Origin of the sequence: Streptomyces sp. AA1529, from assembly GCF_000280905.1 — a bacterium.
Lineage (GTDB): Bacteria > Actinomycetota > Actinomycetes > Streptomycetales > Streptomycetaceae > Streptomyces.
The window spans coordinates 45,114-64,717 of the sequence record NZ_ALAP01000063.1 but is presented as its reverse complement, the minus strand read 5'-3'; the positions used below and the strand labels follow the sequence as shown (position 1 = coordinate 64,717).

15 protein-coding genes are annotated in these 19,604 nt (G+C 76.1%); 6 read left to right on the top strand and 9 right to left on the bottom strand.

Annotation, left to right across the window (positions count from 1 at the left end):
* Positions 1-14: 14 nt before the first annotated feature.
* Positions 15-2,246 carry a HelD family protein gene (locus tag A949_RS0118360; protein WP_019357488.1) on the bottom strand — a complete coding sequence of 744 codons (2,232 nt, stop codon included), beginning with the start codon at positions 2,244-2,246 and terminating at the stop codon, positions 15-17.
* Positions 2,247-3,378: 1,132 nt separating this feature from the next.
* Between A949_RS0118360 and A949_RS0118355 the strand changes: the two genes are divergently transcribed.
* The gene (locus A949_RS0118355; protein ID WP_237735851.1) at positions 3,379-4,692 is read left to right on the top strand and encodes an AMP-binding protein; all 1,314 of its coding nucleotides are present in this window, start codon (positions 3,379-3,381) and stop codon (positions 4,690-4,692) included.
* Positions 4,693-4,839: 147 nt separating this feature from the next.
* Here A949_RS0118355 and A949_RS0118350 read toward each other — a convergent pair whose 3' ends face one another.
* Together A949_RS0118350 and A949_RS0118345 are read right to left on the bottom strand one after the other, a co-directional pair.
* Positions 4,840-6,552, bottom strand: coding sequence for a DNA repair helicase XPB (locus tag A949_RS0118350; RefSeq protein WP_019357486.1), 1,713 nt, complete (start codon positions 6,550-6,552; stop codon positions 4,840-4,842).
* Between the two features lie 140 nt (positions 6,553-6,692).
* Positions 6,693-9,344 (bottom strand): helicase-associated domain-containing protein, encoded by a 2,652-nt coding sequence (locus A949_RS0118345; protein WP_019357485.1) that lies wholly within the window; start codon positions 9,342-9,344, stop codon positions 6,693-6,695.
* A 220-nt stretch (positions 9,345-9,564) separates the two neighbouring features.
* Here A949_RS0118345 and A949_RS0118340 point away from each other — a divergent pair, with 220 nt between their 5' ends.
* Entirely contained in the window at positions 9,565-10,644 is a 1,080-nt protein-coding gene (locus A949_RS0118340) for a hypothetical protein (RefSeq protein ID WP_026004793.1), read from the top strand.
* 98 nt (positions 10,645-10,742) lie between these two features.
* On the opposite strand, the gene A949_RS0118335 is transcribed toward A949_RS0118340, so the two are convergent.
* A complete protein-coding gene (locus A949_RS0118335) occupies positions 10,743-11,324 on the bottom strand; it encodes a hypothetical protein (protein WP_139141059.1) in 582 nt (193 codons plus the stop codon).
* A 264-nt stretch (positions 11,325-11,588) separates the two neighbouring features.
* Here A949_RS0118335 and A949_RS0118330 point away from each other — a divergent pair, with 264 nt between their 5' ends.
* Together A949_RS0118330 and A949_RS33810 are read left to right on the top strand one after the other, a co-directional pair.
* Positions 11,589-12,185, top strand: coding sequence for a hypothetical protein (locus A949_RS0118330; protein ID WP_019357482.1), 597 nt, complete (start codon positions 11,589-11,591; stop codon positions 12,183-12,185).
* 64 nt (positions 12,186-12,249) lie between these two features.
* Positions 12,250-12,957, top strand: coding sequence for an HAD family hydrolase (locus tag A949_RS33810; RefSeq protein WP_019357481.1), 708 nt, complete (start codon positions 12,250-12,252; stop codon positions 12,955-12,957).
* Between the two features lie 73 nt (positions 12,958-13,030).
* On the opposite strand, the gene A949_RS0118320 is transcribed toward A949_RS33810, so the two are convergent.
* Entirely contained in the window at positions 13,031-13,273 is a 243-nt protein-coding gene (locus A949_RS0118320) for a hypothetical protein (RefSeq protein WP_078534696.1), read from the bottom strand.
* 295 nt (positions 13,274-13,568) lie between these two features.
* On the opposite strand from A949_RS0118320, the gene A949_RS39530 reads away from it, so the two are divergent.
* The gene (locus tag A949_RS39530; protein ID WP_019357479.1) at positions 13,569-13,952 is read left to right on the top strand and encodes a cold-shock protein; all 384 of its coding nucleotides are present in this window, start codon (positions 13,569-13,571) and stop codon (positions 13,950-13,952) included.
* Positions 13,953-14,103: 151 nt separating this feature from the next.
* Here the strand turns inward: A949_RS39530 and A949_RS0118310 are convergent, their stop codons facing one another.
* From A949_RS0118310 to A949_RS0118295, 4 genes are all read right to left on the bottom strand, one after another.
* On the bottom strand, positions 14,104-15,006 hold the full coding sequence (locus tag A949_RS0118310) for a 1,4-dihydroxy-6-naphthoate synthase (RefSeq protein ID WP_019357478.1): 903 nt from the start codon (positions 15,004-15,006) through the stop codon (positions 14,104-14,106).
* Between the two features lie 126 nt (positions 15,007-15,132).
* The gene (locus tag A949_RS0118305; protein WP_019357477.1) at positions 15,133-15,810 is read right to left on the bottom strand and encodes a futalosine hydrolase; all 678 of its coding nucleotides are present in this window, start codon (positions 15,808-15,810) and stop codon (positions 15,133-15,135) included.
* Positions 15,811-15,900: 90 nt separating this feature from the next.
* Positions 15,901-16,428, bottom strand: coding sequence for a hypothetical protein (locus tag A949_RS0118300; RefSeq protein WP_019357476.1), 528 nt, complete (start codon positions 16,426-16,428; stop codon positions 15,901-15,903).
* A 164-nt stretch (positions 16,429-16,592) separates the two neighbouring features.
* Positions 16,593-18,041: an MFS transporter gene (locus A949_RS0118295; protein ID WP_037706789.1), complete on the bottom strand. Its 1,449-nt coding sequence runs from the start codon at positions 18,039-18,041 to the stop codon at positions 16,593-16,595.
* A gap of 403 nt (positions 18,042-18,444) precedes the next feature.
* Between A949_RS0118295 and A949_RS0118290 the strand changes: the two genes are divergently transcribed.
* Complete coding sequence (locus tag A949_RS0118290) at positions 18,445-19,335, top strand: DUF3027 domain-containing protein (RefSeq protein ID WP_019357474.1); 891 nt, start codon at positions 18,445-18,447, stop codon at positions 19,333-19,335.
* The last annotated feature ends 269 nt before the right edge of the window (positions 19,336-19,604 follow it).

Genomic DNA, 19,604 nt, shown 5'->3' with positions numbered 1-19,604 from the left:
ACGTTACGGCTACGTTACGACCTCGCGGGCACCGCCCCGTACCCGGTCGGCTCCTGCGCCGCCAGCGCCTCCGGAAGCGGCCGGGCGTGCACCACGACGAGTCCGGAGACCGCCCGGGTCAGCGCGACGTACAGCCGCCGCAGCCCCGTCCGCTCGTCCGGCTCCCCGGCCACGACCGCGGCCGGCTCGTCCAGCACCACGTAGTCGTACTCCAGGCCCTTGGCCAGCGTGGCCGGTACGAGCGTCAACCGGGCCGCCGCGCTGGTCTCCGCACCGGGCGACAGCCAGCCGAGTTCCGCCGCGCGCAGTGCCGCGCGCAGTGCCGGGAGCCGGGCCTCCGCGGCGATCAGCCCGACCGACCCCTCCCGTTCCAGCGCCTCCCGGCACGCGTCCACCACCATCCGGTCGGCCGCGCCCGGTTGGTCCGCGCCGCCGGGGACGGGCCGCACGGCGAAGTCCCCCGGCGACTCGCGCACGGAGGTCGCGGGCCGCAGCCCCGGTGCGATGCCGGGCAGCAGCCGCGACGCGTACGCGATCACCTCGCGCGGCACCCGGAACCCCTCGGTCAACTCCTCCACCGCGGCGCCCGGTTTACCCAAGTGCTCCAAAGCGGCCTCCCAGCTCTCGGTCGCCCACGGCGTGGTGCCCTGCGCCAGGTCGCCCAGCACCGTCGCCGACCCGGTCGAGCAGCGCCGGCCCACCGCGCGGTACTGCATCGCGGAGAGGTCCTGGGCCTCGTCCAGCACCACATGCCCCAGCGAGGGCGTCCGCTGCACGGCGTCCGCGGCCTCGTCCACCAGTACCGCGTCCGCCGCCGACCAGCGGGCGCTCCGGACACCGCGCGGCGCCTTCTCCCACCGGATCGCCCGCTGCTCCTCGGCGGTCAGCAGCCCCTCCGCCTGCTCGGCGAGGAACTCCGCGTCGGACAGCAGCCGCAGCACGATCCTGGCCGGATCGACGGGCGGCCACACCTGGCGCACCACCGCCTTCACGGCGGCGTTCCGCGCCACCGCGTCCTGCACCCGGTCGTCGGGCGCCTCCCCGGACCGCTCCATCCGCACCAGCACGGCGTGCGCGATCCGCTGCGGCAGCGCCTCCCGGCCCGCCCCGTACCGCAGGCCGCGCCCCAGCAACTCCTCGACCAGCTCCGCGATCTCGTGCGCGGGAATCCGCCAGCGCCGCGAGCCGCGCACCACCACGCACGGCTCCGCCGGAAGCGGACGCACCCCCGCGCGCACCGCCCGGCGCACGACCCCGGCCATCCGCGCGTCGCCCTTGATCCGGGCGGCCTCCGCATCGTCGACCGCCCGCACGGGGACGTCGGGCCGCGCCACCAGCGCCTCCACCGTCGTCTGCCGCACGGCCACTTCGCCCAGCGCGGGCAGAACCTGCTCGATGTAGCGCAGGAAGGAGTCGTTCGGGCCGATCACCAGCGTGCCGGTGCGGGCCAGTTGCTCGCGGTGCGCGTACAGCAGATAGGCGACGCGGTGCAGACCGACCGCCGTCTTGCCCGTCCCCGGGGCGCCCTGCACGCACACCGTCCCGTCGATCCCGGCCCGGACGATCTCGTCCTGCTCGGGCTGGATCGTCGCGACGATGTCCCGCATGGGCCCCACCCGGGGGCGCTCGATCTCGGCCTGGAGCAGCGCGCTGGTCCGTCGCGCCCCCGGCGTGCCCTGCTCCGGCACGTCCGGCTGCGGTCCGGCGGTGCTCGGCGGCGCGGCGAGCCGCTCGTCCTCGTAGGCGGTCAGCTCACCGCCCGTGTACCCGAAGCGGCGCCGCAGCGCCACGCCCTGCGGGTCGGTGGGGGAGGCGCGGTAGAAGGGCTGCGAGACCGGGGCCCGCCAGTCGATGACCATGGGGTCGCCGTCCGTGTCGTGCACATGCCGCCGGCCGATGTGGAAGGCCTGCCCGTCCGTGTGGTCCAGCCGGCCGAAGAACAGCGGCGTGTGCGCGAGATCGGCCAGCGCCGCGATCCGGGCCTCGATCCCCGCGGCGAGCGCCTCGGCGTTCACCCAGTTCGCGGTCACGTCGCGGATGTCGAGCGCCTCGGCGTCGGCCCGCATGGCACGCAGCGCGGCACGCGAGGCCGCCAGATGGGCCCGCTCACGTGCGAGCGGGCCGCCGGACGCGGGACCACCGCCGGGCGGCCGGTCGCCGGGCCCGGTCCCGGCAACGGCATCGGGTACGTCGCCGGCATCGGGTACGTCGCCGGGTCCGGGCCCGGGTGCGGATCTGTCGTTCATCGGGCGGCCTCCGAGAAGCACGGGCGCCCGCGAACCGCACGCCGGGCAGCACGTGGCCGGCCCCCGCGGCCCGACGGGCGCGCGTCCCGGACGGGACCGGAGGAGGCAGGACGCACGGGCTCGGCACGCGGGCACGGGCGTACGGACGGACAGGTCTGCGCGGCACCGCCCGCGGATCCGCGGACACGGATCCGGGTACGGGTCCACGCGTGAGCCCGACCGGTTTCCGTGCGGCGGGCGCCTCGTGCCGAGAAGGGCGCCGAGGGGGCAGACCGGGGATTGTAGCCACCGGCCGACGAGCGGGCGATCCTTTTTCCGGGTCCGGGTCCGGGTCCGGGTCCGGGACCCGGCAGCGGGCACCCGGGAGCGGACGGTTCCGCGTGCTGTCCGGCGGCGGCGCGGGCGGAGCCGTTTCGGTCTCCGGGCGGTGACTCGATTAGGGTCGACGCCCGGCGGCAATCAACGGCGATCCGGGACGGCCCGTCCTCCCGGTGGCGAGGAGGCGGCACGGGTGACTGGCAGCGGCGCCCCGCGTACCGGGCCCGCGCACGCCGCGAACCCGCCCCCGGGACCCGCCGCCGCAGGCGTGCGCTCCGCCGCGCCACCCGAGGCCGTGCGGCCCGCCCCGCGCGCCGTCCGCCACCCACCCCGCCGCGCCGTACGGGCCCGTCCCCTCGCGGCATGCGCCCGGCTGCGTGCCGGATGTGCCCGTCCCGCCTCTCCGCGTGCCGCGGCCGTACTGCCGCCGCCCGCCCGCGCACCGGCCGGCGCCGCCCGCCCGGACCGTACCCGTGCCGCCGCGCCGCCCGGACCGTACCCGTCCGGCCCCCCGGTGCCGGGCGCGGCGGCGCCGGACCGCTCCGGACCGCTGACACCGCGCTCCCGCCGGGCAAGAATCAGCAGGGGCGGCCGGACCGAGCCGCCGACCGTCCGCCCGGCAGAGCCCCACGCCGGTACGGACCGGGGACGACGACCCCGCAGGAGCAGCCCCCGGAGACCGGAGGACCGACGGGTGGCAGGGGCAGCACGGGTACGACGGACAGCCCTCCGGCCGGTCCCGCCGACAGGCACCCCGCCGACAGGCGCCGGGACGGCCGCCGACCAGAGTGTGAAGAGGCCCGAGGAGGCCGGTGTGCGAAGCACCATGCAGGACATCCCGCTGACCGTGAACCGACTCCTCGTGCACGGCGCGTTCGCGCACGGGACCGCCCGGGTGACCACCTGGACGGGGACCACGGGTGGTGCCGAGCCCGACCGCCGCACGTTCCTCGACACGGGCGTCCGCGCCGTCCAGCTCGCCGCCGCCCTGCACGACGACTTCGGGGTCGCGCCCGGGGACACCGTCGCCACGCTGATGGCCAACACCGCCGACCATCTGGAGGCGTATCTGGCCGTGCCCTCGATGGGCGCCGTCCTGCACACCCTCGACCCGTGGCTGCCCGCCGACCAGCTCGTCGCCGCCGCGGTGCGCGGCGACGCACGGGTGCTGATCACCGACCCGACGGGGCTCGCGCCGCTGGCCTCCGTGCTGCCCCGGCTCGGCCACCTGCGGCACGTGATCGTCGCCGGCGGCAGCGACTCCGCGGCCGTCGTCAGCGGCGGCACCGCCTACGGCGCCGAGGTCCACGACTACGAGGAGCTGATCACCGACCGGCGCAGCCACTACGACTGGCCCGCGATCGACGAGCGCGACGCGGCGGTGCTCTGCCACGCCGTGTCCGGGGACGGCACCGCACCGCGCGGCGTCGCCTACAGCCACCGCGCCCTCTATCTGCACGCCCTCCAGGCGCAGACCCCGCAGGCGTACGGCATCGGCGAGGACGATCTGGTGCTGCCCGTCGTGCCGATGTCCCGGATGCTGGCCTGGGGGCTCCCCTACGCCGCGTTCGCCGGCGGCGCCTCGCTGCTGCTGCCCGGCACCTACGACCAGCCCGCGCCGCTCGCCGAGATGGCCGAGCGGGAGCGGCCCACGCTCGCGGTCGCCGACCCGGCCGTGTGGGACGGCATGCTGGAGGAGCTGGCCGCCCACCCCCGGGACCTGTCCTCGCTGCGGGAGGCCGTGGTGGTGGGCGGCCCCGGCGCGGAGCCCGGCGGGCCGCTGCTGGCGCAGGAGCTGCGCTGGCGGCACGGCATCAGCGCGGCGGCGGCCTGGGGGGCGCCCGAGACGCTCTCCCCGGCGTGCGTGGCCCGGCCCGCCGCCGGTCACTACCGCTTCCCCGCCTCGGTGGAGTACGGCGTCACCGGGCCCGACCGGATGCCGCTGCCCTGGGACGGGCAGTCCGAGGGCGAACTGCTGCTGCGCGGCCCGTGGATCACCGCCTGCTATGTCGAGGACGCGGCGCCGCTGCACGAGGGCTGGCTGCGCACCGGCGAGACGGCGGCGATCACCCCGGACGGCCGGGTCGCGATGAAGTCCCCCGAGGGGCCCTCGCCGGACGGCCGCTGACGCCGCGGGCCCCGCTGACGCCGCGGGCCCCGCTGACGCCGCGGGCCCCGCCGCCGCTGCGGGGCCCGCTCGTGCGGTGCCCCGCCGGTGCCGGGACCGGCGGCAGGGGGTCTCCGCCCGGCCTCCGCCCGGCCTCCGCGGGGACTCCTACACTCCGTCCGGCTTCTCGGCGCCGCCCGCGCTCCCGCCGCTGCCCGCGCTCCCGCCGCCCTCCGGGCCCGGGGCCAGCAGGTCGACCGAGTCCACGATCCGGTAGGCGTACCCCTGCTCGGCGAGGAAGCGCTGGCGGTGGGCGGCGAAGTCCTGGTCGATGGTGTCGCGGGCGACCACCGAGTAGAAGCGGGCCTCGTGCCCGTCCGCCTTCGGCCGCAGTACCCGGCCCAGCCGCTGGGCCTCCTCCTGCCGGGAGCCGAAGGTCCCCGAGACCTGTATGGCCACGGTCGCCTCGGGCAGATCGATGGAGAAGTTGGCGACCTTCGAGACGACCAGGCAGGTCAGCTCGCCCGCGCGGAACGCGTCGAAGAGCTTCTCGCGCTGCGCGTTGGTGGTGTCGCCCTTGATGACCGGTGCTCCGATGTGCTCGCCCAACTCGTCGAGCTGGTCGATGTACTGGCCGATGACCAGCGTCTGCTCGCCCGCGTGCCGCCGCACCAGCGCCTCGGTCACCCGCCGCTTGGAGTCGGTGGTCGCGCAGAAGCGGTACTTCTCCTCCGGCTCCGCCGTCGCGTAGGCCAGCCGTTCGGAGTCGGTGAGGCTGACGCGGACCTCGACGCAGTCGGCGGGGGCGATGTAGCCCTGGTTCTCGATCTCCTTCCAGGGCGCGTCGAACCGCTTGGGGCCGATGAGCGAGAACACGTCGGACTCGCGCCCGTCCTCCCGCACCAGCGTCGCCGTCAGCCCGAGCCGGCGGCGGGCCTGGAGGTCGGCGGTGAACTTGAAGACCGGCGCCGGCAGCAGGTGCACCTCGTCGTAGACGACCAGGCCCCAGTCCCGGGAGTCGAACAGCTCCAGATGCGGGTAGACGCCCTTCCGCTTCGTGGTGATCACCTGGTAGGTGGCGATGGTGACGGGGCGGATCTCCTTCCGCGTCCCGCTGTACTCGCCGATCTCGTCCTCGGTCAGCGAGGTGCGCCGCACCAGCTCGTGCTTCCACTGGCGGGCCGAGACCGTGTTGGTGACCAGGATCAGCGTCGTCGCCTGCGCCTTGGCCATCGCCCCGGCGCCCACCAGGGTCTTACCGGCACCGCACGGCAGCACGACGACCCCGGAGCCGCCGTGCCAGAAGCCCTCGACGGCCTGCTGCTGGTAGGGGCGCAGCGACCAGCCGTCCTCCGCCAGCTCGATGCGGTGCGCCTCGCCGTCCACGTACCCGGCCAGGTCCTCGGCGGGCCAGCCCAGCTTCAGCAGCACCTGCTTGATCTGCCCGCGCTCGGACGGGTGCACGGCCACCGAGTCCGGGTCGATCCGCTCGCCCACCAGCGGCTGGATCTTCTTCGAGCGCAGCACCTCCTCCAGCACCGGCCGGTCGGTGCTCGTCAGCACCAGGCCGTGCGTGGGGTGCTTGCTGAGCGAGAGCCTGCCGTACCGGGCCATCGTCTCGGCGATGTCCACCAGCAGCGCGTGCGGCACCGGGTAGCGCGCGTACTCCACCAGCGCGTCCACCACCTGCTCGGCGTCGTGCCCGGCGGCCCGCGCGTTCCACAGCCCCAGCGGCGTCACCCGGTAGGTGTGCATGTGCTCCGGAGCCCGCTCCAGCTCCGCGAACGGCGCGATGGCCCTCCGGCACGCCTCGGCCAGCTCGTGATCGACTTCGAGCAGTAGTGTCTTGTCACTCTGCACGATCAGGGGGCCACCGTTCACGCGTCACCCTTTCGACGTTCCGGTTCTGCGGGCCAAACGTCCAGTGTGCCTCAGCCCGGCGGCGGACCGTCCCGTCGTGCGGCGCAGCTCACCCGCCGAGCACCGGACGCCCGGGCCCCTGCTCCCGGCTCCGGCGGCGGTCAGCCCTCCGCCACCTCCGCGACACCGGTGATGCGGTGCAAGGGGTAGGTGCGGACCTCCTCCGCCGTGTGGTCGTAGCCGGTGACGAAGCCGCCCTCGACCTTCACCGGGGCGATGACGCGCTGCGAGGCGGCGCCGTCGGCGTTGACGTAGCCGATCCACACCGGGGTGCCGGAGAGGGTGGCGGACTGCATCGTGGCGAGCGTCTCGGCCATGACGGTGCGCGGCGGGCCGCCCTCGGGCGGTGCGGCGGCGGGGGCCTTCGGCTTGTGGGTCAGGGTGGCGGCGTGGTCGCCGGCCCGGATGGCGCGGACGGCGGCCGCCAGCAGCGACCCGTCGGGCGGGGGCGGGCCCTCCGGCACCGGTTCGGGTGCGGTGCGGGGTGGTGCGCGGTGCGCGTCCGGGCGCGCCAGCAGTACATCGCCCTCGGCGGACTCGGCCGCGGGCGCGTACCCGGCCTCCCGCAGCCTCGCCAGGAGCTGGTCCGGCGGCGCGGGCGAGGCCAGCACCGTGGGGGCGAGCCGGCGCAGCCGCAGCGGTGCCGAGCGGCGGTCGGCGAGGAGCTCGCTGAGCAGGGCGTCGTCGTCGCAGCGTACGTACGAGGAGGCGGCCCCCACCCGGACCTGTCCGTGTCGGCGGGCCACGTCGTCGACCAGGTAGGTCAGCGGCTGTGGCACCGGCGTACTGGAGTGCTCGGCGAGGAAGGAGTGCAGGTCGGCGGCGGTGCGTCCGGTGTCCAGGGCGCGGCGCACCGAACCGGGCGTGAAGCGGTAGACCGTGGCCCCGCCCTTGGACTCCACGTCCGCCAGCACGGCCAGGAACGCCGCGAGCTCGCGCTCCAGCGGCCCGGGTGCCACGGCGGTCAGGTCCGCCTGCAGCAGGACCTGGGTCAGGGGTTCGGGGAGGTGCGGGGTGAGCTGCGCGGCGACGGCCCGCACGGCCTCGCCGGTGGCGCCGGGTGTTCGGTGCGCCGCCCCGCCGTCCTGCTCCGCGACCAGCAGGGGGCGTACGTAGGAGGCGAGGGCGCCCCGGCCGGTCACCCCCAGGGTCTCCGCCTCGTCCAGGGCCCAGTCGAGCAGCCGGGACCGCAACCGGCGTCCGCCGTCGCCCTCGCCCGCTCCGGCCGCCGCTGCCGAAGGCTGCCCCGGCGGCTGCCCCGCGGGCCGGCCCGCGCGGGCAGCCGCCCGGTTGCCGAGCAGGGGGCGCTCCCAGCGCAGCCGGTCGCGCAGCGTGTCCCGGTCCGGGGCGGAGCCGGGCGCCAGTTCGGCGAGCCGGGCGAGGGCGCGCTGCCGCACCTCGGGGGCCGGGCCGCGGTCCAGTCCGGGACCCAGCGGCGCCAGGTTCCGGCCCCGCGGATCCCGCTCGCCCACCAGCCCGGCCGTGCGGGTCGCCGCGTACCAGGCCGCGGCGAGCGCCGCCCACCGTTCGGCGGGCGCGGCGCGGAGCCAGTCGTCGTAGGCGGGGGTCGGCGCGTACACCTCGTCGGCCTCGCCGTCCGAGGCGACCAGCCCGGCCACGTACGCCAGCTCGATCCAGCCCGCGGCGGCCGGTTCGGACACATCCAGCGCGGCGGCGGTGCGCTTCAGGTCGCGGACGCCCAGTCCGCCCGCGCGCAGCACCGGCGGCGGCTCCGCCTCCCAGAGCCCCAGCAGCTCCTCGACGGTCGCCACCGCGGCCATCGCCTGCCCGGCCGCCGTGGCGTCCACGGTCGCCGGCTCGTACGTCCGCGCCACCTCGACCTGCGGCGCGGTCGGCTCCAGCGCCCGGTGCGCCCGGCCGCCGCGCAGGTGCAGGGCGACCTCCCGGGGCAGCACGACACTGCCGGGCGCGCCGGAGCCGCCGCCCGGCTCGGCGCCGGTGGGTACCAGCAGGGCGCGGTCCAGCAGCCAGCGGACCGCCGGTGGCGGTGCCTCCAGGTCGACCGTGCCGTAGGGCGGCCCCCACTCCAGCTTCCGCAGCACCGCCTCGGCCCCCTCGGGGGCCCCGGCGAGCAGCTCCGCCATCCGGTCGGGATCGTCGAACAGCGCCGTCAGCGCGGCCAGTGCGCTGACCGGGTCGTGGGTGGCCGCCAGCCCGGCCGCGGTCAGCATCTCCTGCAGCCGGGAGGGCGCGGGCTTGGCCGGTCCGGCGGCCGCCACCGCCTCCGCGAGCGTGGGTCCCAGGCCGGTGGGCGAGGGCGAGGTGAGCAGTTCCCGCGCGGTGCGCACGAGTCGCGGCCGGTCCGGAGGGCCCCACACCAGGGCGCGGGCCCGCAGCTCGTCGAGCGCCGGGCGCAGCCGTGCGGCCGCCTCCGCGCCGGGGAGCAGCCGTGCCAGCGCCGCCTCGGCCGCGGCCGGGCCCTCCTGGGGTGCCGCCCCGGGCGGCGGGGGAGCGCCGGGGGCGACCGCCAGCGCTTCGGCCGTCTGCAGCGTGAACCGGTCCAGGTGTTCCAGCGCCCGGACGACGGAGGCGCGGGTGCCCGCCCGGGTGGCGAGCTGGGTGAGGTCGCCGGGAACGGGGGAGAGGAGGTCGGGACGGGCATGCAGCAGCGCGGCGAGCGCGCTGTCGTCCCGCGCGCGGAGGTCCTCCGCGAGGGTGCGGGGCCCGGACGCCGACGTCCCCGGCGGTGCGTCCGGCCGTGCGGAAGAGCCCCCGTTGTGCTCACTGCTCATCCTCCCCACGGTAGCGGCACGCGGCTCCGCCGGGCCGGGTGCCGCTTCGGCCGGGCGGGCTGACGGGTGCCCCGGGGCCGCGTCCCCGGGGCGGAGCGGGACGTTCCGCCGAACGGCGGGTGCCGCACCGGCCGGTACTCCCTTCCGGGCGGGTTCGCGCGGTACCGTCGGTGCGGAGGGCCTGAACAGGCTTGAAGGGCTAGTGGGCTGCGGGGACTTGGTGGGGATCGAGAGCGATCAGCTTGTCTTCGACTATCTGAGCCGGGTCGGGGACCTGGCGCACAGTACGCGGATGACGGCTGCCGAACGGGCCAAGCTCGTCGGCGGGTTGCGCGGCGAGATCGACCGGGCGCGGGCCGCCGAGGGCGGCGCGGTGACCAAGGCCGCCGTGCGGAAGATCCTGGACCGGTTCGGCCGCCCCGAGGACGTGGTGGCCTCCGCGAACGGCGGTGAGGGCCCCCGGCCCGCGGCGCCGACGCCGTCCGAGGCGGCGGCGGGCGGTGGGAGCGGCGCGGGCCCGCAGGTGCCGCGGACCTCCGGAGCGGAGCCGTCGGTGCCCTCGCTGCCCGCCCAGCGCACCGGCGGCGGAACCCCCACCGCCGCGTTCGGCGCCTCCTCGCCGCACCTCGCGAGCCTCGACGAACTGGGCCCGGAGGATTCCGACCCCGACTGGTGGCGGGTGGACCCCAGCCCCTTCGGCACCGGTCCCGGCGGCACCAACGCCGTGGCGGCGGGGGAGCCGGTGCCCGGTTTCGTCGGCGGGATCGAACTGCCGGAGGTCCTCAAGCCCCCGCCGGGGGACGCCCCGGAGGCGCCGGGCGCGCCCGGACCGGCCGGGCAGGTCCCGGCGGCCCCGCAGGGGGCTCCGCCCGCCGAGCCGGCTCCGGCGACCGCTCCCGGGCTGGGCGTGGCCGTGCTGCTGGGGCGGCGGCTGCGCGGCAAGGGCGGCCCGGTGCGGGGCGGCGTGGTCGAGTGGGCCGCCGTGGTGCTGCTGGTGGCGGGTGCCGTGCTCGGTTCCCTGATCCCGCTGGCCCTGGGTTGGCTGGCGGCCTGGTGGTCGCCCAAGCTGAGCAGCAACGAGGGCAAGTGGGCTGCTCTGGGCATGCCGGGTCTGGTGGTGGCCGGTACGGGGGTGTGGCTCTGGGGCCGGGCGGACGGCCGGTGGGGCGAGCCGCTCGCCGAGGGCAGCGAGGCCCTGAGCGGAGCGATCGGTGACGCCTTTCCGGTGCTGCTGCGCCTGGCGGCGGTGGCCAGTGCCCTCTATCTGGTGTGGCGCGCCCGGCGGTCGGCGCCGGAGTGAGAGCCCCGCGGCCGGGCGAGTCGTCCGGCGGGCGGGATCCGCGTTCCGGACGCCGGACGGCAGCGGGTCGGGGAGTGTGCGTGCGCCGCGGGACGCGCTCAGCGGCGGCGGCCGACGAGGGAGGCCATTCCGAAGGTGCCGCCTCCGGCGGCGGCGAGCCCGAGCAGCGCGATACCGCCCTTGAGGCCCTTCCACCAGAACTCGGCCGGGGCGCCGGGGTCGTTCTCCATCATCGACTCGAACACCTCGCTGCCGCCCGCGTTGAGGATCACGAACACGAAGCCGTTGGTGGTGCCCAGGAAGACCGCGAGCATGGCGAACAGCGCCGGGACGACGTACGCGGCGGGGTTGGGCCCGCCCACCTTGCCGGCCACGCCGCCCACGAGCAGGGCGAGCCCCAGCGCGAAGACCACGTACATGATCCGCAGGCCGACCTTCGAGAGGTCCTCGTAGCTGGCGAGGAGCAGCACGGCGAACACCGTCGCTCCGGCGCCGGAGATGAGCCAGCCGAACAGGAACGCCTTGACCCCGCTGCCGCGGCGCTGCGGCGGGAAGCCGGGCGGGCCGGGGTGGTACGGATAGCCGGGCTGCATGGGCTGCATGGGCTGCATCGGCTGCATGGACGGCGGCGCGGGCGGCATCGGCTGCATGGGCTGCTGCGGCGGCCAGGGCTGACTCATCTCGTTCCCCCGTGTGTGAAGCGTCGGCCGAGTGCGTGAAGCGCCGGCCGAGCTGAGCTCTGGTGGCCCAAAATACCCAAGGCGCCCGGGCGCGGAAGGCCCCCGGTGGCAGCGGAGTCCGAGGCGTACCCCGTCGGTTACTCTTCCGCCCCAGTGCACCGAGACTGTCATGAACTCGCAACGGCCATGACGGTGGCACGGTGTTCCAGTACAAGCTTGGACAGGGCTGTCCAGTCCACGCGCTCACGCACACCGGGGGATCACATGCGTACACGCCGCGCCATCGGCGCCGCCAGTCTCGTCCTTGCCAGTACGGCCGTCCTCGCGGGCTGCGCCGACGACCCGAAGGACAAGGCGTTCGGCGGCCTGGGGGACCTGGACGACATGCCCTCGGCGCCGTCCGCGCCGTCGTTCCCCTCGCCCTCCGGCAGCCCGGGGCTCAGCTCGGGCGGCTACAGCGGGGGCTCCGGCAGCGGGTCCGACTCCGGCGGCCTGACCGGCGGCAGCAGTCCCACGCCGACCGTGTCCGCGCCGCCGACCTACAATCCGAGCGCCGTCGGCGAAGTCGACGGCGAGAGCTGCGACTACTCCCGGTCGAGCGGCCGGATCAGCTACCAGGTGAAGATCCAGAACGCCTCGGCCGACCAGGCGTTCCGCTACAGCTTCACGGTGCGGTTCAAGGTCGGTTCCTCGCCCAGCTCAACGATCGCCACCCGCACCGTCGGCACCAGCTTCAAGACCGTGACGGTGCGCGGCGGTGCCGACCGCACGGTCTCGGTGCACGCCTCGTACTCCAACAACCAGCGGTTCGTCTACTCCTGCCAGGTCTCCACGGCCAGCAAGTCCCCGACGTCGTCCTGAGCCGCCGGCTCCGAGTCGCGGCCCAAGCACGCGGACCGGTACGGAGCCGGGCACAATGAGCGGTATGGATACGCCCGTCCCGCCACCCGCCCCGGCGCCGCCGCGCACCGGGACCGGCCCCACCGTGGGCTTCGATCTCGACATGACGCTGATCGACTCCCGCCCCGGTATCCACGCCACCTGGCGGCGGCTGGCGGCCGAGACGGGCGTACGCATCGACGCGGATCTGGTCGTCACCCGGCTCGGCCCGCCGCTCGCCCAGGAGCTGGCGTACTGGTTCCCCGAGGAGGAGATCCCGGCGATGGCGGCGCGCTACCGCGCCCTCTACCCGGACCACGCCATCGCGCCGACCACCGCGCTGCCGGGCGCCCGCGCGGCGCTGGACGCCGTACGGGCCGCGGGCGGGCGCACGCTGGTCGTCACCGCCAAGCACCGCCCCAGCGCCGCGCTGCATCTGGACCACCTCGGCCTCGTCCCCGACGTGCTGGTCGGCGAGCTGTGGGCGGAGGGCAAGGCGGAGGCGCTGACCGCGCACGGGGCCGCCGCCTATGTGGGCGACCACGTGGGCGATGTGCGGGGCGCGCGGACGGCGGGCGCGCGGTCCGTGGCGGTCGCGACCGGGCCCTGCCCCGAGGCCGAGCTGGCCGCGGCGGGCGCCGACGTGGTGCTGCCCGACCTGACGGCCTTCCCGTCCTGGCTCGCCGCCTTCACCCGCGGGGAGGCGCCCGGCGGGCGCCCGCCGCACCCCTCGGGCGCCGGGCAGCTGAGCTGACGCCGCCCGGCGTGCTGCCGCCGCCCGGCGGAGTGCCGAGGTCAGCGGCGCCGTGCGGCATGGCTGCGCGGCGTCAGACGTGCCGTGCGGCCCGGCGCCGCTGCGCGACCGCGGTGCGTACCACCCCGGCACCCGCCAGCAGGAAACCGAGTCCCATCAGCATGCAGACGAAGTAGGCGGGCGCCGGGAACGGGTCGGTGCCCAGGAACAGCGGGGCGACCGTGACCAGCGTGGCCACCGCGCCGACCAGGAAGACGATGCCGCCGATACGCACGAGAAGATCACCGGCGGTCGGAGTTTCAGTGTTCACCCACACAGGGTAGGTCCGGGAGCGAGTGCCCACCCAGCGGGCACTCGGGCCGCCCGGAGCCTTCCCGGCCGGGAGCCACCCGACGGCACCCCGCCTCCGGTGGCACCTTGCCACGGTGCCCCGGGCCATTAACCTTGGTGGCGGCGGGTCCTACGGCCCGCCCGACTGCTGTTCCGGGGGATCGGGGGTCGGGTACGGGGAAGATCTCGGGGCGCGGACACCGCCTCGACGCAGCAGGACCAGCCAGTTTCCAGCAGCCGCAGCCCGGTGCATCCGGACGAGTACGAGGACGAGGACAGACGTGCCTACCGGCAAGGTCAAGTGGTTCAACAGCGAGAAGGGCTTCGGCTTTCTCTCCCGCGACGACGGCGGTGACGTCTTCGTGCACTCGTCGGTGCTCCCGGACGGCGTCGAGGCGCTCAAACCGGGTCAGCGGGTGGAGTTCGGCGTCGTCGCCGGACAGCGCGGCGACCAGGCGCTCTCCGTGACCCTGCTGGACCCCGCACCCTCCGTGGCGGCGGCGCAGCGCCGCAAGCCGGACGAGCTGGCCTCCATCGTGCAGGACCTGACGACGCTGCTGGACGGCGTCTCGCAGTCGCTGGAGCGCGGCCGCTACCCCGACAAGCAGCACGGCCGGAAGATCGCGGGCATGCTGCGCGCGGTCGCCGACCAGCTCGACGTCTGACCCGGACGGTCCCGGGTGCGGACCCGCCGGGTGCCGCGCCCGGTCCGCGCCCGGCCGGCTGCGGCCTCGCGGCGCGGCTCCGCCGGAAATCCGCCCGCCGGAACCCCGCCCGCCGGAAATCCGCCCGCCGGAACCGCCTCGCCGAACCGCTTCACGGGAAGGCCAGTGCCTCCGGTGCCACCACCGGTACGAGCCCTTCGGCCGCTGCCCGTTCGAGCAGCCCGCGCACGGCGGCATGGCCGTCCGGGCCCAGTTCCGCGGTGAACTCGTTGACGTACAGGCCGATGTGCTGCTCGGCCACCGCCGGGTCCATCTCCTGCGCGTGCTCCAGCACATACGGCCGGGAGGCGGCCGGGTCCTGCCAGGCCGCCCGCACCGAGGCGCTGATCGTCGCGGCCAGCGCGCGCAGTGTCGGCGCGCCCAGCGACCGCTTCGCGATGATCGCGCCCAGCGGGATCGGCAGTCCGGTCGTGGCCTCCCAGTGCTCGCCCAGGTCGGCGAGGCTGTGCAGCCCGTAGTCCTGGTAGGTGAACCGGGCTTCGTGGATGACCAGGCCCGCGTCCACCTTGCCGTCCCGCACCGCGGGCATGATCTCGTGGAACGGCAGCACCACGATCTCGCCCACGCCGCCCGGCACCTCGGCCGCGGCCCACAGCCGGAAGAGCAGATACGCCGTCGACCGCTCGCTCGGCACCGCCACCCGCCTGCCGCTCAGCGCCGCGGCGCCCGCCGCGCCCCCGTCGCCCGCCGCGCCGCCGTCCGCGGCTGCGGGCCGGGTGAGCACGAGCGGCCCGCAGCCCCGGCCCAGCGCCCCGCCGCAGGGCAGCAGCGCGTACTCCTCCAGAACCCAGGGCAGGACCGCGTAGGAGACCTTCAGCGCGTCCAGCTCGCCCCGCTCGGCCATGCCGTTGGTGACGTCGATGTCCGCGAACGTCACCTCGGGCGGCACCGCGTCCGGCACCCGCCCGTGCACCCAGGCGTCGAAGACGAAGGTGTCGTTGGGGCAGGGCGAGAAGGCGAGGGAGAGCGGCGCTGCTATGGCGTTCGTGTCCATGGGGGAAGCCCTTCTGTGCGGTGCCGGGCGCCGGCCCGGACCGGTTCCGGGGGGTCCTGCGGCGCGGTTCCGGGAGTCCTGCGGTGCGGTTCCGGGGGCCTGCGGGTCCTGCGGTGCTGGTGAGTGCTAGGTGACCAGCTTGCCGAAGGCGGCGGTGAGCGCCGCCAGTGCGTCCGGGATGCGCCAGGCCGCCCGGTCCCGGGGGCCGACGGCATTGGAGACGGTACGGAGTTCGAGCACCGGCAGCACGGTGCCGCGAGCCGCCGCGTGCGCCGCCGCGGCCTGCGCGACGCCGAAGCCCTCCATCGCTTCCGCTGCCGCATCCGGATGCCGGGCCAGCAGCTCCTCGGCGCGCTCCCGGGTGCCGGTGACCGTGGAGACGCTGAGCACCGCGCCGATGCGGGCGCCGGTCGCCTCGGCCGCTGCCCGCACCGGGTGCGGGGGCGGGGTGTGTTCGGCGGTGCCGAACCCCAGCTCCGCCACCGAGGCGAAGCCGTCCGGGGTCCGGGCGCCCAGGTCGGCGGCGACGATGCGGTCGGCGAGCACGGTGTCACCGACCTGCACGCCGTTCTCCGCGAAGCCGCCGCCGATGCCGGTGGACACCACCAGGTCGTAGGGGTGCGCCCGTTCGGCGGCGGTCACCAGCGCGGTCGCGGTCGCCGCCGCGGCCGCGGCCGGGCCCACCCCGCCGGCCAGCACGTCGAGCTGCGGGGCGCCGCCGGTGGCGGCGAGGACGGCCTCCCGCTCCGCCGGGACCGCCGCGACCACCAGCACTCGCCGGTACGCCGACAACGCCGACAGCACTGCACCGCCTCCTGGTCGGATGGATCGCCGTGAGCCGTGCCCCGGAGCGGCGCCGGTGGCCTTCCGGGGCGGTCGCGCGGGGACGGCCGCCTACTCGCCCGCCGTGTTCTTCAGGGTGAAGTGCCAGACGCCCTTGAAGTCGCCGCCGGAGGTCTGCACCAGGGTCAGGTTGATGCTCTTCTTCGGGCCGGAGGGCTTCTCGCCCGGCTGCTGGGACCGGGACTGGAAGAACACCTCGCCCACGAAGGAGTAGTAGGTCTTCTTCAGCGTCTCGGAGAGCATCGGGTCGCCGTCGGCGAAGATCTGCCAGCCCGCGTCAGCCGTCTCCGGGGGAACGCCGATGCGGACCTTCTCGGCCGCGTCGACGGAGATCGTCTTGCTGGGTGCCTTGCTCAGGCACTTGCGCAGCTCGTCCTTCGGGATGGTCTTCCCGTCGTTGTAGCAGGAGGCCTCGGTGGAGACCGAGTCACCGCCGACCGTCGCGGTGGCCATCGGGCGCGGCTGCTCGCACCCGCTGAGGGCGAGAAGGCCGAGCGAGGCGGCACCGAGGGCGGCGGCGGTGCGCACACCCCGCGGCGACTGTGACGACATGCGGCCCTGCCGCGCGAGCTTGCTCATGCGGGCAGGCTATCGGGCCCGCACCGCTGTGCGACGTGGGGGTACGGCGTGCCGCGCGTCGTGCGGGCGGCGTACCTGTCCGGCCGCCGGGCGCCTTCCGGACGGGGCGGGACGGCTGCCGGCCCGGTGCGGGCCCGGCGCCCCTCCGGAGCGAGCCGCGTGCGTCAGGCGACCCGGGGGCGGGCCGCTCCGCGCCGGGCCGCGCCCAGCAGCCCGCGGACGGCGGTGAGCACCCCGGTGGCGACCACGGCGGCCGCGACCGTCATCCCCAGCCATCCGACCAGCGGCAGCGCCATGGCCACGGCGCCGCCGGCGACCCAGGACATCTGCATCAGCGTCTCGGAGCGGGCGAAGGCCGAGGTGCGCACCTCCTCGGGGACGTCGCGCTGGATGAGCGCGTCCAGCGACAGCTTGCCGAGGGCCTGCACGATCCCGGCGGTGGCGGCGAGGACCGTGACCGTGACGGTGCCGTACAGCGCGGCGGCGGTGACCGCTGCCGCGAGGGCACAGAACAGTACGCAGGTGATGATCACCTCGGGTCCGCGGGCCCGCAGCCAGGCGCCGATGGCGGTGCCCAGCGCGTTGCCGCCGCCCGCCGCGACACCGGCCAGACCGAGCGAGACGGCGGCTCCGAGTCCGTCGAAGGGGTGCTCGCGGAGCAGGAAGGCGAGGAAGAAGGTGAGGAACCCCGAGAGGGCGCGCAGCGCGGAGTTCGCGAACAGCGCGCTGAGCACCGAGGCGCCGACGGTGCGCAGCCCCGGACGCGACCGCTGCTCCGCGCCGGACCGGTCCCGAGCCGACCCCTCCGGACCGGGTCGCTCCCGGCCGGGCCGTTCCCCGGCGGACTGCTCCGGGCCGGGCGGCAGCGGTGCCGCGGACCGGTGCCCCGGCGGCAGGCCGCCGGGCACGGGCAGTACCGCGGCCGCGGGGGCCAGCCGCGCCGGGCGTTCGCCCTTGGCGGAGTCGACCTTGGGGGCGAGCGAGAAGGACAGCAACGTCCCCGCGAGGAACACCGCGCAGGCGGCGTACAGCGGCCATTTCTCACCCAGCAGATGCAGCCCGGCGCCGGCCGGTGCCGCCAGACCGGTGGCGAGCAACCCCGCCAGCGTCACCCGGGAGTTGGCCTTGACCAGGGAGATCCGCGGGGGGAGCAGCCGCGGCACCACGGCGGAGCGGATGACCCCGTACGCCTTGGAGGAGACCAGCACCCCCAGCGCCGCCGGATAGAGCTCCAGCCCGCCGGTCGCCACGGCGCCCGCCATGGTCAGCGCCAGCAGCGCCCTGGCCAGCATCGCCGCCGCCATCGCGGCGCGCCGGCCGTGCGGGACGCGGTCCAGCAGCGGGCCGATCACCGGTGCGAGGAGCGCGAACGGCGCCATCGTCACCGCCAGGTACAGCGCCACGCGTCCGCGGGCCTCGCCGGTGGGGACCGAGAAGAAGACGGTGGAGGCGAGCGCCACGGTGATGAGCATGTCGCCCGCGGAGTTGACGGCGTGCAGTTCGATCAGTTTGCCGAGCCCGGACTCGCCCGCGCCCTCCGCGTGCGTGGCGCGCCGGACGCGGCGGGCCAGCGCCGCCGGGGGGCGGCGCAGCGCGCGCGCCGCCCGTCCCATGGCGCTGGGTTCGCCGCGTGTGCGGGGTTTGCCGGGCTTGTCGACAGGCACGCACGTCAGTGTGCCCCGAAACACGCCGTTCAGTTCCCTCCTTCGCACCGCTTCTCCCGTTCTTCCCGGCCGCCTCCCGGCCCCCCTGCGGTCCGATTCCGGGCCGCCCCCGGCTGCTGCGGCCGCCCCCGGCGGGTGCGGGGAAGGCTGGCTGCGGATTCTTCGGGTGACCCCGTGGGGTAGCGTGGGTGAACGGTGCGCACCGTAGGGCCTTTGAGCGCGGGCGCGGACGTCGCAGCGGCCATCCGGTGCCGCTCCGTCCCCGATCCCGCCCCTCCACTCGTGGCCGTACGGGCAGCGCACGCCGACAACGGCGCGACGGCGTAGGAGAGACGATTCTTGTGAGTGCTGCATGAGTGCCGCGACGCGGAGTACGAGCCGTGGCGCGCGGAGCCGGCGCGCCCCCGACAGACTGTGTGCCGAGGCCGTCGAGCAGGCCAGGGCCGCGGCCGAGGAAGCGGCGGCGCCCGGTTCGGTCGGGCCGTGGCTGGAGGCCGTCGCCGACCCGGGCGCGGACCGGGTGGTCACCCACCTCTTCGAGGCGCAGGAACCCGGCTACCGGGGCTGGCGCTGGGCGGTGACCGTGGCGCGGGCCTCCCGTGCCAAGAACGTCACCGTCGACGAGTCCGTCCTGATGCCGGGCCCGGACGCGCTGCTGGCCCCCGAGTGGGTGCCCTGGAGCGAGCGGCTGCGCCCCGGTGACCTGGGCCCCGGCGACCTGCTGCCCACCGACGCCGAGGATCTGCGGCTGGAGCCGGGCTACTCGGGTGCGGACGAGCCGCCGCCCGACTCGCCCGTCTCCGACGAGCAGCCCGAAGCGCGGGGCCCCTTCCGGGCCACCATCGGCGGGGTCGCCGAGGAGATCGGCATGGAGCGCCCGCGGGTGCTCTCCCGGTACGGGCTGCATGCGGCGGCCGACCGCTGGGAGGAGTCCTACGGCCCCAAGTCGCCGATGGCGCAGGCGGCCCCGGCCAACTGCATGAGCTGCGGTTTCCTGGTGCCGTTGGCGGGTTCGCTGCGGCAGGCGTTCGGAGTCTGCGCCAACGAGTACAGCCCCGCCGACGGCCACGTCGTCTCCCTGGCCTTCGGCTGCGGCGGCCACTCGGAGGCGGCCGTCATGCCCCGCACCCCGCAGCCGCCGCCCCCCGTCGTCGACGAGACCGTGAGCGACCCCTTCGGCCTGGGGCGGGAGTCGGAACCGTCCTCGCAAGAGTCCGCGCCCGCCCGGCGCGAGCAGGGCTGAGGCAGGCCTCCCGCCGCTCCGCCGTACGCGGGGCCTGCTCCCGGGCCGGCGGCCGGCCGGCCCGGGAGCAGGCCCCGGACGGTGCCGGACCACCCCGTCGCGGCCGGCCGGCAGCAGGCCGGCGGCCGGTCTCCCGCAGCTTCGCGGCCGCGGGCCGAGCCCTGGCGCGGAGCGGGGCCCGGGCCCGCGTGCCGTAACCTTCCCTCTCGCCGCTGGAGGCGGCGGGTCCGCCCGCCCCTCCGCGAACGGGGGAGCGGGACAAGCGCGAC

Bases quoted from the DNA above. Each gene is read 5' to 3' on its own strand.
- A949_RS0118360 (WP_019357488.1), bottom strand. From the start codon at position 2,246: ATGAACGACAGATCCGCACCCGGGCCCGGACCCGGCGACGTACCCGAT.
- A949_RS0118345 (WP_019357485.1), bottom strand. From the start codon at position 9,344: ATGAGCAGTGAGCACAACGGGGGCTCTTCCGCACGGCCGGACGCACCG.
- A949_RS0118335 (WP_139141059.1), bottom strand. From the start codon at position 11,324: ATGAGTCAGCCCTGGCCGCCGCAGCAGCCCATGCAGCCGATGCCGCCC.
- A949_RS0118330 (WP_019357482.1), top strand. From the start codon at position 11,589: ATGCGTACACGCCGCGCCATCGGCGCCGCCAGTCTCGTCCTTGCCAGT.
- A949_RS33810 (WP_019357481.1), top strand. From the start codon at position 12,250: ATGGATACGCCCGTCCCGCCACCCGCCCCGGCGCCGCCGCGCACCGGG.
- A949_RS0118310 (WP_019357478.1), bottom strand. From the start codon at position 15,006: ATGGACACGAACGCCATAGCAGCGCCGCTCTCCCTCGCCTTCTCGCCC.
- A949_RS0118300 (WP_019357476.1), bottom strand. From the start codon at position 16,428: ATGAGCAAGCTCGCGCGGCAGGGCCGCATGTCGTCACAGTCGCCGCGG.
- A949_RS0118295 (WP_037706789.1), bottom strand. From the start codon at position 18,041: ATGGGACGGGCGGCGCGCGCGCTGCGCCGCCCCCCGGCGGCGCTGGCC.
- A949_RS0118290 (WP_019357474.1), top strand. From the start codon at position 18,445: ATGAGTGCCGCGACGCGGAGTACGAGCCGTGGCGCGCGGAGCCGGCGC.